We start from the raw sequence: 17,035 nt of genomic DNA on the forward strand, positions 1-17,035 counted from the left end.
AAACGGCCTGCTCGGTGTGTCTGTCGACACATCGAGTCGCAACTATTTGCCCGCACTGCGGCTCTAAGTCGGCCCTGAGCTCGTGCTAGCATCGCCGTCATGCCTGTTTCCTCTCACCTTTTCACCGCGCTGTTTCTTATGCTGCTGAGTGCTACGGCCCTGGCCGAAGCACAGCTGCGTGTGCGGGTTGAGCCGGCCAACAGCGCGCTGAAAAGCAATATCGAGGGCTATATCGGCAGTCTGGGCGAGCGCGATGCCGAGGCCTTGCAACGCTATCGTCGGGTCGCCGAAAACCAGGCCGAGAAAGCCGCCCAGGCTCTTGGCTACTACCAGGCGCAGATCACTACTGAAGTCAGCGAGGGCGCAACACCGCGCCTGACCGTGCGTATTAAGCCGGGTGAACCGGTGCGTTTGCGTAATGTGGTGGTGCGCGTCGAAGGGCCAGCGGCGCAAATGCGCGCCTTTCGCACGCCCAATGACCCGCAATTGCGCAGCGGGGCGCAGCTTAACCACGGTCAGTACGACGCCGCGAAACGCGAAATTCAGAATCAGGCTTCGCGTTATGGCTTCTTCGCCGGGCGCTTTAGTCGTCAAAAACTCACAATCGACCCCGAGGCCGGGGTTGCCGATGTCGAGTTGATCTATCTCAGCGGGCCGCGTTACCAACTCGGTGAAGTGAGTTTTGCCGGTGATGCGCCCTTCGATGAGCAATTGCTGCAGCGCATGGTGCCGTTCCCGGCCAATACGCCCTATGACTCGACGCTGATTGCCGAGCTTTATCAGGCGCTGCGCTCCAGCGGCTATTTCGAATTGGTGCAGGTGGATGCCAATCCGAGCAGCGCCGCCGCCGAGCAGATTCCTGTGCAGGTTCAATTGCAGGCGCGCAAGCCACGCAGCATGGGCCTCGGGTTAGGCTTTTCCACCGATGTCGGACCGCGTGGCCGTGCCAACTGGACGAGGCACTGGGCCAACCCGCAGGGCCATAGCTATGGCGCGGAGCTTGAGCTGTCGGCGCCGCGGCAGAATGTCGGCCTGTGGTACGACGTACCGCTCGATCCGCCGCTGACCGACAAATTGCGCGTGGCTGGCGGTTACCAGGCCGAAGACCTGGCCAATACCGACAGCAGCAGTCGCCTGCTGACCGTCGGCCCGGAATGGCACAGCAAACTCGACAGCGGCTGGCAGCGCGTGCTGTCACTGAAGTGGCAGCACGAGGAGTACGACCTCGGCGATGATGCCGGCACCAGTACGCTGCTGATGCCGGGCCTGAGTTATTCCTACCTGCAGAGTGACAACCAGATCGACCCCAACCACGGCTACCGTCTGCAGTTCGATCTGTCCGGCGCGGCCAAGGGGCTGTTGTCTGATGCCAATGTGCTGCACGGCAATATCCAGCTTAAAGGGCTGACCACTTTATTTACCCGGCACCGGCTGCTCGGTCGTGTGCAGGTGGGCGGCACTGAGTCCGACGGTTTTGCCAACGTGCCGCCGTCGCTGCGCTTCTTTGCCGGTGGCGATCAGAGCGTGCGCGGCTATGACTACCAGAGCCTGTCACCGGAGAACCGTGCCGGCGACAAGATCGGCGGGCGCTACCTATTTACCAGCAGCCTGGAATACCAATACAGCCTGACCGAACGCTGGCGCCTGGCGAGCTTCTTCGATCAAGGCAATACCTTTGACTCGCTGGAGATTCCGTCGCTAAAAAGCGCGGTGGGCGTTGGCGTGCGCTGGGTGTCGCCACTGGGGCCGTTACGCCTGGATCTGGCACATCCGCTGGATGATCAGGGCGGTGTGCGCCTGCATTTCTCCATGGGGCCGGAACTGTGAAGCGCGGGCTACGTAATCTGCTGTTCAGTCTGCTGGGCCTGCTGCTTGTGCTGACTATCAGCCTGAGTCTGCTGCTGGGCACCCAGGGCGGCAGCCGCTGGTTATTGACGCAGGTGCCGGGCTTGCAGGTGGACGATTTCAATGGCCGCCTGGGCGGTAGCTGGAGCGCGACACAGCTGCGCTGGCAGCAAGGCGAGAATAGCGTGCAGGTAATGGCGCCTCGCCTGGATTGGTCGCCAGCCTGCTTGCTGCGCCTGACCCTGTGTATCGAGCAACTGCACAGCGGGCCGATCAGCCTGGTGTTCCCTGACGATGAGCAGCCCAGCAGCGAGCCGTTCAGTCTGCCGGAGCTGAGCCTGCCGCTGACGTTGCATCTGGGCCAGGTGCGTATCGACAGCCTGCAGCTCAATGGCGTCGAACAGTTGCAAGGCCTGCAGTTGGCCGCGCGCTGGACTGCGCAGGGCATTCAGATCGATAACCTCAGCTTGCATAACGCCGATCTGCAGGTGGCGTTGCAGGGCCAGCTGCAAACCTCCGGCAACTGGCCGCTGCAACTGAACGGACAGCTGCTATTGCCGGCGCCCGAGCAGCAGGCCTGGCCGGTGGCGCTGCAGCTCAAGGGTGAACTGCGCGAGCGGGTGCAACTGACAGCCAGTAGCAGCGGCTATCTGCAAGGTGAACTGACGGGCTGGTTGCAGCCGCTGGCTGAACTTATGCCGGCGCAACTGCGTTTGCAGGTCGCCGCCTTTAAGGCCAGCGCCGAACTGCCCGACACGTTGAATCTTGAGAAGGTTGAGCTAAATGCCCAAGGCGATCTGCAGGATGGCTACCATGTCACCGGCAGTGCCAGCCTGCCAGCAGCCGAGGGGCCGATTGCTCTGGCGTTGGCGGGGCTGCTTAAGGCGGACGGCGCGACCATCAGCAGCCTCAGCCTCACCGCCGAACCTGAGCAGCAGGTACAGGTAAGCGGCGAGTTGAACTGGCAGCAGGGCCTGAGCCTGGACAGCCGCTTCAACTGGCAGAACTTCCCCTGGCAGCGCCTCTATCCGCTGGAGGAACCAGCGCCCGTGGCGTTACGGGTGCTCAATGGTGAGCTGGCCTATCAGGATGGCAATTACCTCGGGCATTTCGCCGCCGAACTGGATGGCCCGGCTGGTGCCTTTAGCCTGCAGAGTCCGCTGAGTGGCGATCTACAGAAGCTGTATCTGCCTGAGCTGCGCCTGCAAGCCGGACAGGGCCGCGCCGAAGGCCAGGTCAGCTTGGGTTTTGCCGAGCAGCTGAGCTGGGATGTGCGCCTGCAGTTGAGTCAGCTTGATCCGGCCTACTGGTTGGCCGAACTGCCTGGCACGCTGGCCGGGCCGTTGAATAGCTCCGGCAGCCTGATCAATCAGCAGCTCAAGCTGAGCGCCGATATCGACCTCACTGGCCGTTTACGTGGTCAGCCGGCCAAGTTGCTGGCGAAGTTTGCCGGCGGCCTGGAGCAGGGCGAGCTGAGTGCTCTGGATATCCGCCTGGGTGATAACCGCATCAGCGGCAAGGCCGCCTTGCAGCAACAACTGAGCGGCCAGTTATTGCTGGCGATGCCGCGACTGGGCCAGCTTTGGCCGGGACTGCAAGGGCAGCTCAATGGTCAGCTGGATCTGGCCGGCAACCTGCAAGCACCCCAGGGTCAGTTGCAGCTGCAAGGTCAGCGCCTAGCTTTTGACGACCAGCGCCTGCAACAGCTCAAACTCGACGCCAGCCTGAACAGCGCCCAACGTGGCCGGCTAACCCTGGATGCGCAGGGCATTCAGCTGGGCGAAACCGAGCTGGGGCGCTTAGACGTCACAGCCGCCGGTAATCAGCAGCAGCAAAGCCTTGAACTGCAACTGCAAGGCCCCCTGTTGCAAAGCCAACTGGCCCTGGCCGGCAAGCTGGACAAGGGCAACTGGCGCGGCAGCCTGAACCGTGGCGAAGTGCAAAGTGGCGGGCAGGACTGGCGCCTGCAACAGCCAGCCACGCTGGTGCGGCTGGCCAATGGGCAGCTTAGTTTGGGCGCGCAGTGCTGGCGCTCGGGTAGTGCCAGCCTGTGTGGTACGGAGCAGCGTCTGTTGCCGCAGCCCAAACTCGACTATCAGCTGAGCAACTTCCCCATGGACAGCCTGGCGCAGTGGTGGCCCAAGGACTTTGCCTGGCAGGGGCAGCTCAATGGCCGACTGCAGCTGGATCTGCCGGCCAGCGGGCCGAATGGCAGCCTGGAGCTGGATGCCGGCAGCGGTATCTGGCGCATTCGCGATCAGCAGCAGTGGCTGGAGTTTGCCTACGACAGCCTGCGCCTGAGTACGCAATTACGCCCGCAGCGTATCGATAGCCTGCTGGAGCTGCGTGGCCCGGCCATTGGTGAACTATCCCTGCAGGCTCAGCTTGACCCGCGCCCGGCGAGCAAGCCGCTGTCCGGTAGCTTCCGCCTAAATGGCCTGGACCTGGCGCTGACTCGCCCGTTTGTGCCGATGGTCGAGCGTATCGCCGGGCAATTGAATGGCGCTGGCACGCTGTCGGGCGGGCTGTTGGCACCGCAGGTCAACGGCAACCTGCGCGTGGTTAATGGCGAAGTAGCCGGTGGCGAGCTGCCGATGGATATCGAGCAGCTGCAACTGCAGGCGCAGATCGAGGGCGAACGGCTGCTGCTGGAGGGCGATTGGCGCAGCGGCGAGCAAGGGCAGGGCAGCCTGAATGGCGAGCTGAGCTGGGCCAATGGGTTGGTGGCGGATATGCAGCTGCGTGGCAGCCGCCTGCCGGTCACGGTGGAGCCTTACGCCGCGCTGGAAGTCGAACCGGATTTGCGCGTGAGTCTGCGTGATGAGCAGCTGTCCGTGGCTGGCAAGGTGCTGATCCCCAGCGGCAAGATTGAAGTGCGCGAGCTGCCGCCCTCGACCGTGCAGGTTTCCAGCGATGCCCAGGTGGTTGGCCGCGACAGCGCGCAGCAGCAGGCCACGGCGATTGCCATGGATATTGATGTTGAGGTCGGCCAGCAGCGCCTGACCTTCAGCGGTTTTGGCCTGGACGCCGAACTGTTTGGCCGCGTGCATATAGGCAATGATCTGGACACCCGCGGCGAACTGAGCCTGAACAAGGGGCGCTTCCGTGCCTATGGTCAGCGCCTGAATGTGCGCCGCGCGCGCCTGCTGTTCGCCGGGCCGATTGATCAGCCGTTTCTCGATATCGAGGCGGTGCGTCAGGTGGATGATGTCACCGCTGGTTTGCGCCTGAGCGGCAATGCCGCGCAACCGACCAGCGAAGTGTTTTCCGAGCCGGCGATGAGCCAGGAACAGGCGCTCTCGTACCTGATCATGGGGCGGCCGCTGGGGCAGGGCGGTGGTGGGGACAACAGCATGTTGGCGCAAGCCGCGCTGGCCCTGGGCATGGCCGGCAGTGCGCCGCTGGTCAATAACCTAGCGCAGGGCCTGGGTATCAGTGACTTTCAGCTCGACACCCAGGGCTCTGGGGTAACCACCAGCGTGGTGGCCAGCGGCAACCTCTCCGAGCGTCTGAGCCTGCGCTATGGCGTGGGGGTGTTTGAGCCGGCGAATACCATTGCCTTGCGCTATGAACTGAGCCGCAGGCTCTACCTTGAGGCTGCCAGCGGGTTGGCCAGTTCTCTGGATTTATTCTATCGGCGCGATTTCTAGGCCATGTTTCTGCGGGCCGGCGCTGGATTAACCCAGTTAATTCGCGTTTAAATTGCGCCCCTCGCTCAAAACGTCTGAGCGTTGAAATCTAAACAGTGAAAACCACTATCACAGTCTTCATATACTGACCGCCGCTGATCACCGGGCAGTCGTTGTGCTGACTGGTATAGCCCGATCCGTTGTTTGCAGGCGCGCCAACCCGGCTCGCGTTCTGCGTAACAGCACGGCCTACCCGGCAATCGGACAAGCGAAGGCTACCCACCTCGCGTTCACTACAAGAATAAGGAAATGAGCATGGAATTCGTCAACACCCTGGTCAATCAACTCAATGGCGTGGTCTGGGGCCCGCCCATGCTGGTGCTGATTCTCGGCACTGGTCTGTTCCTCATGTTGCGCCTGAAATTCATGCCGCTGAGCAAGATCGGCGCAGGCTTCAAACTGATGTGGCAAGGCCGCCAGAAAGGCGATGCCGAGAGCGGTGAGATCAGCCCTTTCCAGGCGCTGATGACCTGCCTGGCCGCCACAGTTGGTACCGGCAATATCGCCGGTGTGGCCACCGCGATTTTCCTCGGCGGCCCGGGTGCATTGTTCTGGATGTGGTGTACCGCACTGGTCGGTATGGCCACCAAATACTGCGAAGTGGTGCTGGCGGTGCATTACCGCGAGAAGGACGAGCGCGGCGAGCACGTCGGCGGTCCGATGTACGCAATCAAAAACGGCCTGGGCAAGAAGTGGCTGTGGCTGGGCACCGCGTTCGCCATCTTCGGCGGTTTTGCCGGTTTCGGTATCGGCAACATGGTGCAGGTCAACAGCATGGCTGCGGCCCTGCAAACCACCTTCAACATTCCGCTGTGGGTTACCGGTGTGGTGACCATGGTGATTGTCGGCCTGGTGATCCTCGGCGGCATCAAGCGCATCGGTAAGGTCGCAGCGACCCTGGTGCCATTCATGTGTGTGGCCTACATCATCGCCGCCATGGTGGTGCTGGTGGTCAATGCCGCGGAAATCCCGAAAGCCTTTGAAATGATCTTCACCTACGCCTTCACCCCGATTGCTGCTACCGGTGGTTTTGCCGGTGCGGCGGTGATGGCGGCGATTCGCTTCGGTGTGGCGCGCGGTATTTTCTCCAACGAAGCAGGTCTGGGTACTGCAGGTATCGCTCAGGCGGCCGGCACCACCAACAGTCCGGTACGTTCGGGGATGATCGGCATGCTCGGGACCTTTATCGACACCATCATCATCTGCTCGATGACCGGCCTGGCTATCATCACCTCTGGCGTGTGGACCAGCGGTGCCAGCGGCGCAGCACTGTCGGCGGCAGCCTTTGAACAGGCGATGCCTGGTGTCGGCGGTTATATCCTGACGTTGGCCCTGGTGGTGTTTGCCTTTACCACCATCCTCGGTTGGAGCTACTTCGGTGAGAAGTGCTGGGAATATATGGTCGGCACCAAGTCGATCCTGCCATTCCGCATTCTCTGGGTAGTGGCCGTGCCGTTTGGTGCGATTGCTCAGCTGGACTTCGCCTGGTTGGTGGCCGATACCCTCAACGGTCTGATGGCGATTCCTAACCTGCTGTCGCTGCTGTTGCTCAGCCCGATCGTGGTCAAGCTGACCAAGGATCACTTCGCAAAAAATTGATGTGTCGCCTGGGCGGGCAGGGTAGTCTGACTCCATGGTCAGCTATGCTTGCCCACCCTGGCAAACCGTTGAAAAACTACCTGCGTTGGCAATACCGCGTTAAAAACAGGCTCGGAATGCTCATTTACAACCCCGTAAACTCCGCTTCCTCGCCTGTTTTTGCCTTGTCTTGCCTGCCTCGCCTACGTTTTTTCAACGGCCTGCTTCAAGAGGGCGCGGGCTTGCCATTTGGCGGGTTCGCGCCCTTACTTGTTAGCCCTCTCCAATTTCGTTGATAAGGATCGTTCCCATGGCACAAGTCACCCTCAAAGGTTCCCCGGTTGAAGTCACCGGTCAACTGCCGCAGATTGGTCAGCAAGCGCCGGCGTTTAGCCTGGTTGCCGGTGATCTGAGCGATGTGAGCCTGGCCAGCCTGGCCGGCAAGCGCAAAGTCCTGAACATTTTCCCAAGCGTCGACACCCCGACCTGCGCCACCTCCGTGCGTACCTTCAACGCCGAAGCGAGCAAACTGGCCAACACCGTGGTGCTGTGCATTTCCACCGATCTGCCGTTTGCCCAGGCGCGTTTCTGCGGTACCGAAGGTCTGGAAAACGTGATCAACCTGTCGACCATGCGTGGCGCTGACTTCCTGCAGAACTACGGCGTGGCCATTGCCAGCGGCCCGCTGGTGGGTGTTGCTGCCCGCGCGGTAGTGGTGCTGGATGAACACGACAAGGTGCTGCACAGCGAGCTGGTCGGCGAAATCGCTGACGAGCCGAACTACGCAGCTGCGATTGCCGTGCTCAAGTAACACCCGCTAAATGCTTGTCCAACGGCCTGCTTTGCAGGCCGTTTTTTTGGGTGCAGGTTTTTATGACAAGCACTTTTCATTTGTGGATCAGACATTTAGTTACGTAAGGAAAAGGTAAATAGGGGGTAAAGAGGCTTTGCAGGCCTGCTGATACTGCATATCGTTCACGCTCCCCAAGGAAGTGATCGTCGCCATGCCTGATACACAGTTCACCACCCGTCCTCGCAACCTGTCGCACCAATGGCTGCTCGGCTCACTCGCGCTGGCTGTTCTCGCCGTACTGCTGTGGTGGTTCTGGCCCAGCCCGCCGGAAGCGCCACAACGTGGCGGCCCTTGGCGTGATGGCGGGCCGGTGCCGGTGCGCGTGGCGACTGTCAGCCAGGGCGACTTCCCGGTTGAGCTCAAGGCCCTGGGTACCGTCACGGCCTATAACACGGTGAATGTTCGCGGCCGGGTTGAGGGTGAGCTGGTCAAGCTGCTGTTCAAGGATGGTCAGCAGGTCAAGGCAGGCGATCTGCTCGCGGTGATCGACCCGCGCTCTTATGAAATCGCCTTGCAGCAAGCCCAGGGCGCGCTGCAGGAACACCAGGCGCAGCTGCGTAATGCCGAGCTGGACTTGGCGCGCTACCGCGGTCTGTATGCCGAAGACTCGATTGCCAAACAGACCCTCGATACCCAGGAAGCGCTGGTCAATCAATTCCGCGGCAGCCTCAGGAGCCTGCAGGCGGATGTTGCCACCGCGCGACTGAACCTCGATTTCACCCAGATTCGCGCGCCTATTACCGGTCGCTTAGGCATCCGTCAGGCCGATGTCGGCAATCTGGTCAGCAGTGGCGATACGCTGCCGCTGGTGGTGATTACCCAGACCCTGCCCATCGCCGTGATGTTTACCCTGCCTGAAGCCGATCTGCCGGCGGTGGTGCAGCAACTGCGTGCAGGGGAAACCCTCGTGGTCGAAGCCTGGGATCGCAGTGAAAAACTCAAACTGGCTGAAGGCGAACTGGAGAGCGTCGACAACCTGATCGACACCGCCACCGGCACGGTCAAGCTCAAGGCGCGTTTCGCCAACGCCGAGGAAATGCTCTTTCCCAACCAGTTCGTCAACGTGCGTCTGCGCGTGAAAACCTTGCAGAACGTCACCCTGATGCCGGCGGCCGCGCTGCAGTTCGGCGCCAGCGGCACCTTTGCCTATGTGGTGGATGCTGAGGACAAGGTGCAGCTGACGCCGATCAGCGTTGGCGCAAGCAACGGCCAGCTCAGCGTGGTCGAGCAGGGCCTCAAAGCAGGTGATCGCCTGGTGCTGGAAGGCACTGACCGTTTGCGCTCCGGCAACAAGGTTGAGGTGATTGGCGACACACCGGTCGCCGCCCAGAGCGCGCCGGCCACGCCTGAAGGCAAACGAGCACCGCGCGCCCAATGAACGCCTCCCGCCTGTTTATCCTGCGCCCGGTCGCTACCACGCTGATCATGTTGGCGATCTTCCTGAGTGGCCTGATTGCCTACCGATTGCTGCCCGTCTCGGCGCTGCCGGAAGTGGATTACCCGACCATTCGGGTAATGACCCTCTATCCCGGCGCCAGCCCGGACGTGATGACCAGTGCGGTTACCGCGCCGCTGGAGCGCCAGTTCGGGCAGATGGCCGGGCTGAAACAAATGTCCTCGACCAGCTCCGGTGGCGCATCAGTAATTACCCTGCGCTTTAACCTGGAGGTGAAGCTGGATGTCGCCGAGCAGGAAGTGCAGGCGGCGATCAATGGCGCAAGCAATCTGCTGCCCAATGATCTGCCGGCACCGCCGGTGTACAACAAGGTCAACCCCGCCGATACCCCGGTACTGACGCTGGCCATCAGCTCGAAAACCATGCCGCTGCCGCAGGTGTTCGATCTCGTCGATACCCGCCTGGCGCAGAAGCTCGCGCAAACCAGCGGTGTTGGTCTGGTCACCCTGGCTGGCGGTCAACGTCCGGCCGTACGTTTGCGGGTTAATCCAGAGGCGCTGGCTTCCTATGGTTTGAACCTCAGCGATGTGCGCACGCTGATCACCGCCAGCAACGTCAACCAGCCCAAAGGCAACTTTGACGGCCCGACCCGGGTGTCGCAACTGGATGCCAATGACCAGCTGAAGTCGGTTGACGAGTACCGCGAGCTGATCCTCGGCTATAAGGACGGCGCCACGCTGCGCCTGAAAGATGTTGCCGAAATTATCGATGGTGCGGAAAACCAGCGTCTGGCGGCCTGGGCCAACCGCAGCGAAGCGGTGCTGGTCAATGTGCAGCGCCAGCCCGGAGCCAACGTGATTGATGTGGTCGACAGTATTCAGACGCTGCTGCCCAATCTGACCCAGGGTCTGCCGGCCAGCGTCGAGGTCAGCGTGCTGACCGACCGCACCGAAACCATCCGCGCAGCGGTCAAGGGCGTGCAGCATGAGCTGCTGCTGGCCATTGCCCTGGTGGTGCTGGTGACCTTCCTGTTTTTGCGCAAGGTGTCGGCGACCATCATCCCGTCCATCGTCGTGCCGCTGTCGTTGATCGGCACCTTTGGCGTGATGTACCTGGCCGGTTTTACCATCAACAACCTGACGCTGATGGCGCTGACCATCGCCACCGGCTTTGTGGTGGACGATGCCATCGTCATGCTGGAGAACATCGCCCGCCACCTGGAAGAGGGTGAAACGCCGCTGAATGCGGCGCTCAAAGGCGCCAGGCAGATCGGATTTACCCTGGTGTCGCTGACCATTTCCTTGATTGCCGTGCTGATTCCGCTGCTGTTTATGGCCGATGTGGTGGGGCGGCTGTTCCGCGAATTTGCCATCACCCTGGCGGTGGCGATTCTGATTTCCCTGGTGGTGTCGCTGACCCTGACGCCGATGATGTGCGCACGCCTGCTCAAGGTGGAAAAGCCCGAAGCAGAAGGGCGTTTCTACCGCGCCGCTGGGGCAGTGATCGACGGCATGATCGCCCGTTACGGCGTGTGGTTGACCTGGGTTCTCAAGCATCAGCCGCTGACCCTGCTGGTGGCCATCGGCACCCTGGCGCTGACCGTGGTGTTGTACCTGGCGGTGCCCAAGGGCTTCTTCCCGGTGCAGGACACCGGGGTGATTCAGGGTATTTCCGAGGCGCCGCAGTCGATTTCCTTCCGCGCCATGAGCGAGCGTCAGCAGCGCTTGGCCGAGGTGATTCTGCAGGACCCGGCCGTGGCCAGCCTGTCGTCCTATATCGGCGTGGATGGCGACAACCCGACGCTGAACAGCGGCCGCCTGCTGATCAACCTGACGCCACGGGCCGAACGCGATGTCAGCGCGAGCCAGATTATCGAACGGTTGCGCCCGGAATTGGCACGGATTCCCGGAATCGAGCTGTATCTGCAACCGGTGCAGGACCTGTCCATCGAGGATCGGGTCAGCCGCACGCAGTTCCAGTTCAGCCTGGAATCGCCGGATATCAGCCTGCTGGAAGAATGGGTGCCCAAGCTGGTCAGTGCGCTGCGCGAGCAACCGGAGCTGACCGATGTGGCCAGCGACCTGCAGAACCGTGGGCTGCAGGTGTTTCTGCAGATCGACCGCGACATGGCCGGGCGCCTTGGCGTGAGCATCGCCGATATCGACAACGCCCTGTACGACGCCTTTGGCCAGCGGCAGATTTCCACCATCTACACCCAGGCCAGCCAGTACCGCGTGGTACTGGAAAGCGAGAATGCCGGCAGCATCGGCCCGGCCGCGCTGCGGCAGATTCACGTCAAGGCCGCCGACGGCCAGCAGGTCGCGCTGTCGACCCTGGCTCAGGTCGAGGAGCGCGCCGCCAGCCTATTGATTAACCATATCGGTCAATTCCCGGCCGCCACCCTGTCATTCAACCTGGCCAGCGGCGTATCCCTGGGCGAGGCGGTTGCAGTGATCGAGCGTGTCGAACAGAAGATCGGTATTCCGCCGGCGGTGCAGACGCGTTTCCAGGGCGCGGCAGAAGCCTTCCGCGCCTCCTTGTCGAGCACCTTGCTGCTGATTCTGGCGGCCATCGTCACCATGTATATCGTGCTCGGCGTGCTCTACGAGAGCTATATCCATCCGATCACCATTCTCTCCACCTTGCCCTCGGCCGGTGTGGGCGCGCTGCTGGCGTTGCTGCTCAGCGGTAACGAGCTGGGGTTGATTGCGATCATCGGCATCATCTTGCTGATTGGCATCGTCAAGAAGAACGCCATCATGATGATCGACTTCGCCCTCGACGCCGAACGCAACCAGGGCATGCTGCCGGAAGCAGCGATTTATCAGGCGGCGCTGCTGCGTTTCCGGCCGATTCTGATGACCACCCTGGCCGCGCTGTTTGGCGCGATTCCACTGATGCTGGCCAGCGGCTCCGGCGCCGAGCTGCGCCAACCGTTGGGTCTGGTGATGGTCGGTGGATTGCTGCTGAGCCAGATCCTCACGCTGTTCACCACACCGGTGATTTACCTGTACTTCGATCGCCTTTCGCGGCGCATCAGTGGCCGTAGCGCGGCCGGGCTTGTGGTCAGCCGATGAACCTCTCTGCGCCCTTTATCCGCCGGCCGGTGGCGACCTTGCTGCTAAGCCTGGCGATTCTGCTGCTCGGCGGCGTCAGCTTTGGTCTGCTGCCGGTGGCGCCGCTGCCGCAGATGGATTTCCCGACGATTACCGTGCAGGCCAGCCTGCCGGGCGCCAGCCCGCAGATCATGGCCTCCAGCGTGGCCACGCCGCTGGAGCGCTCGCTCGGCACCATCGCCGGCATCAGCCAGATGAACAGCCGCAGCAGCCAGGGCAACACGCGGATCATGATCCAGTTCGATCTGGACCGTGATATCAACGCCGCCGCCCGTGAAGTGCAGGCGGCGATCAATGCCTCGCGCGAGCTGCTGCCCAGCGGCATGCGCAGCATGCCCACCTACGCCAAGGTCAACCCGTCGCAGGCGCCGATCATGGTGCTGTCGCTGACCAGTGACGTGCTCAACAAGGGCCAGCTGTACGACGTGGCCTCGACCATCCTGGCGCAGAAGCTCGCCCAGGTCACCGGCGTCGGCGAAGTGCAGATCGGCGGCAGCTCCTTGCCCGCCGTGCGTGTGGCGTTGGAGCCACGCTTGCTCGATCAGTACGGCATCGCCCTGGATGAAGTGCGCCAGAGCATCAGCGCCGCCAACGCCAAGCGGCCGAAAGGCGCCGTTGAAGATGCTGAGCGGCACTGGCAGGTGCAGGCCAGCGATCAGCTGGAAAAAGCCGCCGATTACCTGCCGCTGATCATTCGCTATCAGGATGGCGCGGCGGTGCGCCTGGGTGATGTCGCGACCGTGACCGATGGCGTCGAGGATCGCTACAACAGCGGCTTCTTCAACGATGAACAGGCCGTATTGCTGGTGATCAACCGCCAGACCGGGGCCAATATCATCGAAACTATTGCCGGTATTCGTGAGCAGTTACCGGCCTTGCGTGCGGTGATTCCCGCCAGTATCGACCTGCAAGTGGCGATGGACCGCTCGCCGGTGATTCGCGCCACCCTGCACGAGGCCGAGCAGACCCTGCTGATCGCCGTGGTGCTGGTGATTCTGGTGGTGTTCGCTTTTCTCGGCCGCTGGCGCGCGGCACTGATACCGGCGCTGGCTGTGCCGGTATCGCTGGTCGGCACCTTTGCGGTGATGTACCTGTTGGATTTCTCCCTGAACAACCTGTCGCTGATGGCGCTGATCATCGCCACCGGCCTGGTGGTGGACGACGCCATCGTCGTGCTGGAAAACATCTCGCGACATATCGAGGCCGGCGAAACGCCGATGACGGCGGCGTTCAAGGGCGCGCGCGAGGTGGGCTTCACCCTGCTGGCAATGAACCTGTCGCTGGTCGCAGTGTTTATCTCGATCCTGTTTATGGGCGGTATCGTCGAGCGCCTGTTCCGCGAGTTTTCCATCACCCTGGTCGTGGCCATCGTGATCTCCCTGCTGGTGTCGCTGACGCTGACGCCGATGCTCTGTGCGCGCTGGCTCAAGGCCGAAACCGCCGAGCACCAGCCCAGCGCCATGCAGCGTTGGGGCGGGGCCGTACAGACACGTGTGCTGGCGTTTTACGCGCGTGGTTTGGACTGGGCGCTGAAGCATTCCTTGCTGATGCTGTTTAGCCTGCTGGCGACCATCGCGCTGAATATCTTTCTGTTTGTCAGCGTGCCGAAAACCTTTATGCCGCAGCAGGACACTGGCCAATTGATCGGCTTTATTCGCGGCGATGACGGCCTGTCATTCCAGGTGATGCAGCCGAAAATGGAGATTTATCGCCGTGCCGTGCTAGCCGATCCTGCAGTGGAAAGCGTTGCCGGGTTTATTGGCGGCGGTGGCGGCATCAACAACGCCTTTATGATTGTGCGCTTGAAGCCGATTACTGAGCGCAAGGTCGCCGCGCAGGCGGTGATCAACCGCCTGCGCCAGTCGGTGCCAAAAGTGCCGGGCGGGCGGATGTTCCTGATGCCCGATCAGGACCTGCAGATCGGCGGGCGGGAAGGGCGCAGCTCGGAAAACGAGTACATGCTGCTATCCGGCGATCTCGACGAACTGCGCAAGTGGCTGCCGCCGGTGCGCGAAGCGCTGCGAGCGTTACCGGAACTCACCGATATCGACGCCAAGGAGGCCGAAGGCACCCAGCAGATCCGTCTGGTAGTCGATCGCGACATGGCCAAACGCCTGGGCGTGGACATGAACATGATCACCGCAGTGCTCAACAACGCCTTTAGCCAACGCCAGGTGTCGACCATCTACGACAGCCTGAATCAGTACAGCGTGGTCATGGAGATCAATCCGCAGTTCGCCCAGTACCCGGAAACCCTTGATCAGATACAGCTGATCACCGCCGAGGGCGCGCGGGTACCGCTGTCCAGCTTCGCCCGCTGGGAGCGCAGCCTGGAAGAAGACCGCGTGCACCACCAGGGCCAGTTCGCCGCAGAAAACATTGGCTTTGCCCTGGCCGAAGGCGTCAGCCTGGAGCAGGCCAGCGCGGCGATCAACAACGCTGTTGCCCGAGTCGGGTTACCGACTGAAGTGCAGGGCATGCTCGGCGGCACCGGCGGCGCCTTCCAGAAAACCCAGCAGAACCAGCCGTGGATGATCCTGATGGCCCTGGTGGTGGTGTATATCGTCCTCGGCGTGCTGTACGAGAGCTATATCCACCCGCTGACTATTCTCTCCACCTTGCCATCGGCCGGCGTCGGCGCATTGCTCGCGCTGCAATTGATGAGCATCGAGTTCAGCCTGATTTCATTGTTGGGGCTATTCCTGCTGATCGGCATCGTCAAAAAGAACGCGATTCTGATGATCGACCTGGCCCTGCAGCTGGAACGCCAGCAGCATTTGAGCCCGCATGAGTCAATCCGCCAGGCATGTCTGCTGCGTTTCCGCCCGATCATGATGACCACCCTGGCGGCGATTCTCGGCGCATTGCCGCTGATGCTGAGCAGCGCCGAAGGCGCGGAAATGCGCCAGCCGCTTGGCATCACCATTGTCGGCGGGCTGGTATTGAGCCAACTGCTGACCCTCTACACCACGCCGGTGATCTACCTGTACTTCGACCGCCTGCGCCACCGGGTCAACCGCTGGCGCGGTGTGCGCACTGACGCTGCTCTGGAAACCCCGTTATGAAAGCTCTAATTGCCTTACCTACTTTGTTGGCGCTAAGCCTGGCCCTAAGCGCCTGCGCCATCGGCCCGGATTACCAGCGCCCAGAGTTAACCACCCCGGCGCAGTTCAAACAGATTGAGGGCTGGACCCAGGCCACGCCCGGCGATGTGCTGGAGCGCGGCAACTGGTGGCAGTTGTATGGCGACAGCGAGCTGAATGCCCTGGTCGAGCGGCTGAATGTCTCCAACCAGAACCTGGCCGCCAGCGAAGCGCAGTACCGCCAGGCCCGTGCGTTGGTGCGCGGCGCGCGAGCGGCGTTTTATCCAAGTCTGTCGAGCAGCGCCGTTGCTACCCGCAGCAGTCAGGGCAGCGGCACCACCAATACCAACAGCAGTACCAGCGGCGTCAGCAAGAGCTATGACCTGAGCCTGAATGCCACCTGGGAGCTGGATATCTGGGGCAAACTGCGCCGCTCGCTGGAGTCCAGCCGCGCCGGCTTCGAGGCCAGCGCAGCGGATCTCGCCGCGCTAAAACTCAGCCTGCAGGCGGAACTGGTGCAGAACTACCTGCAACTGCGCGTGCTGGATGATCAGCAGCGCCTGCTCGATGCCACCGTCGCCGCCTACGCCCGGTCGCTGAAACTCACGGAAAATCAGTACAACGCCGGCATCGTGCCGAAATCCGATGTCAGCCAGGCGCTGACCCAGTTGAAAAGCACCCAGGCTCAGGCCATCGACCTGAAATGGCAGCGTGCGCAGCTGGAGCATGCGATTGCCGTACTGATCGGCGTGCCGCCAAGCGAACTGAATATTGTTGTGCGTGAACAACTGCCGACGCTGCCGGAAATTCCCGTGGCGCTGCCTTCGCAACTGCTGGAGCGTCGTCCGGATGTCGCCGCCGCCGAGCGCCGGATGATTGCAGCCAACGCTGAGATCGGCGTCGCCGAAGCCGCCTGGTACCCGGACCTGACCATTTCCGCCAGCGGCGGCTACCGTGGCAGCAGCTTTGCCGACTGGATCGATCTGCCCAACCGGTTCTGGTCGCTCGGCCCGCAGTTGGCGCTGACCCTGTTCGATGGCGGCGCGCGCAGCGCCGAGCTGGAACGCAGCGAAGCGGCCTACGACCAGACCGTGGCGCAATACCGCCAATCGGTACTCGACAGCTTCCGCGAGGTGGAGGATTACCTGGTGCAACTGCGTGTGCTTCAACAGGAAGCCGTGATCCAGCAGGAAGCGCTGGATGCCGCCCGCGAATCCCTACGCCTGATCGAAAACCAATACCGTGCCGGCACGGTGGACTTCAACAGCGTGGTCAGTGTGCAGGCCACGGCGCTGAACAATGAACGCAGCACCCTCAGCTTGCTGGGCAATCGTCTGACCGCCAGCGTGCAGCTGATCGCGGCGCTGGGCGGTGGTTGGCAGGGGGAGTTAGAGGTGCCGGAGCAAGCAGACCGCTAAGTGAACTCAAGCGTCAGTACGGATAACCGCTGTATTGACGCTTGAGACTTAGGGGAA

The 17,035-nt window shown here is 62.1% G+C and carries 8 protein-coding genes; all 8 read left to right on the forward strand.

What is annotated here, in order from left to right; genetic code table 11:
* The first annotated feature begins 138 nt into the window (after window positions 1–138).
* The 8 genes from RHP75_RS10285 to RHP75_RS10320 all read left to right on the forward strand — a co-directional run bounded on the left by RHP75_RS10285 (window position 139) and on the right by RHP75_RS10320 (window position 16,978).
* Window positions 139–1,827, forward strand: coding sequence for an autotransporter assembly complex protein TamA (locus RHP75_RS10285; RefSeq protein ID WP_409079732.1), 1,689 nt, complete (start codon window positions 139–141; stop codon window positions 1,825–1,827).
* Window positions 1,824–5,495 carry a translocation/assembly module TamB domain-containing protein gene (locus RHP75_RS10290; RefSeq protein ID WP_311091745.1) on the forward strand — a complete coding sequence of 1,224 codons (3,672 nt, stop codon included), beginning with the start codon at window positions 1,824–1,826 and terminating at the stop codon, window positions 5,493–5,495. Before RHP75_RS10285 ends, RHP75_RS10290 begins: the two co-directional genes overlap by 4 nt.
* Before the next feature lie 294 nt (window positions 5,496–5,789).
* Entirely contained in the window at window positions 5,790–7,133 is a 1,344-nt protein-coding gene (locus RHP75_RS10295) for a sodium:alanine symporter family protein (protein WP_311091746.1), read from the forward strand.
* Window positions 7,134–7,422: 289 nt separating this feature from the next.
* Window positions 7,423–7,923: a thiol peroxidase gene (tpx, locus tag RHP75_RS10300; protein WP_311091747.1), complete on the forward strand. Its 501-nt coding sequence runs from the start codon at window positions 7,423–7,425 to the stop codon at window positions 7,921–7,923.
* Between the two features lie 193 nt (window positions 7,924–8,116).
* On the forward strand, window positions 8,117–9,343 hold the full coding sequence (locus RHP75_RS10305; RefSeq protein ID WP_311091748.1) for an MdtA/MuxA family multidrug efflux RND transporter periplasmic adaptor subunit: 1,227 nt from the start codon (window positions 8,117–8,119) through the stop codon (window positions 9,341–9,343).
* Entirely contained in the window at window positions 9,340–12,438 is a 3,099-nt protein-coding gene (locus tag RHP75_RS10310; protein WP_311091749.1) for an MdtB/MuxB family multidrug efflux RND transporter permease subunit, read from the forward strand. The genes RHP75_RS10305 and RHP75_RS10310 overlap by 4 nt, the downstream gene beginning before the upstream one ends.
* A complete protein-coding gene (locus RHP75_RS10315; RefSeq protein WP_311091750.1) occupies window positions 12,435–15,542 on the forward strand; it encodes an efflux RND transporter permease subunit in 3,108 nt (1,035 codons plus the stop codon). Before RHP75_RS10310 ends, RHP75_RS10315 begins: the two co-directional genes overlap by 4 nt.
* Complete coding sequence (locus RHP75_RS10320; protein ID WP_311091751.1) at window positions 15,539–16,978, forward strand: efflux transporter outer membrane subunit; 1,440 nt, start codon at window positions 15,539–15,541, stop codon at window positions 16,976–16,978. Before RHP75_RS10315 ends, RHP75_RS10320 begins: the two co-directional genes overlap by 4 nt.
* The last annotated feature ends 57 nt before the right edge of the window (window positions 16,979–17,035 follow it).

The sequence above is a fragment of the Pseudomonas sp. SG20056 genome (assembly GCF_031764535.1).
GTDB lineage: Bacteria > Pseudomonadota > Gammaproteobacteria > Pseudomonadales > Pseudomonadaceae > Aquipseudomonas.

Bases quoted from the DNA above. Each gene is read 5' to 3' on its own strand.
- RHP75_RS10310 (WP_311091749.1), top strand. From the start codon at position 9,340: ATGAACGCCTCCCGCCTGTTTATCCTGCGCCCGGTCGCTACCACGCTG.
- RHP75_RS10295 (WP_311091746.1), top strand. From the start codon at position 5,790: ATGGAATTCGTCAACACCCTGGTCAATCAACTCAATGGCGTGGTCTGG.
- RHP75_RS10305 (WP_311091748.1), top strand. From the start codon at position 8,117: ATGCCTGATACACAGTTCACCACCCGTCCTCGCAACCTGTCGCACCAA.
- RHP75_RS10285 (WP_409079732.1), top strand. From the start codon at position 139: ATGCTGCTGAGTGCTACGGCCCTGGCCGAAGCACAGCTGCGTGTGCGG.
- tpx (WP_311091747.1), top strand. From the start codon at position 7,423: ATGGCACAAGTCACCCTCAAAGGTTCCCCGGTTGAAGTCACCGGTCAA.
- RHP75_RS10320 (WP_311091751.1), top strand. From the start codon at position 15,539: ATGAAAGCTCTAATTGCCTTACCTACTTTGTTGGCGCTAAGCCTGGCC.
- RHP75_RS10315 (WP_311091750.1), top strand. From the start codon at position 12,435: ATGAACCTCTCTGCGCCCTTTATCCGCCGGCCGGTGGCGACCTTGCTG.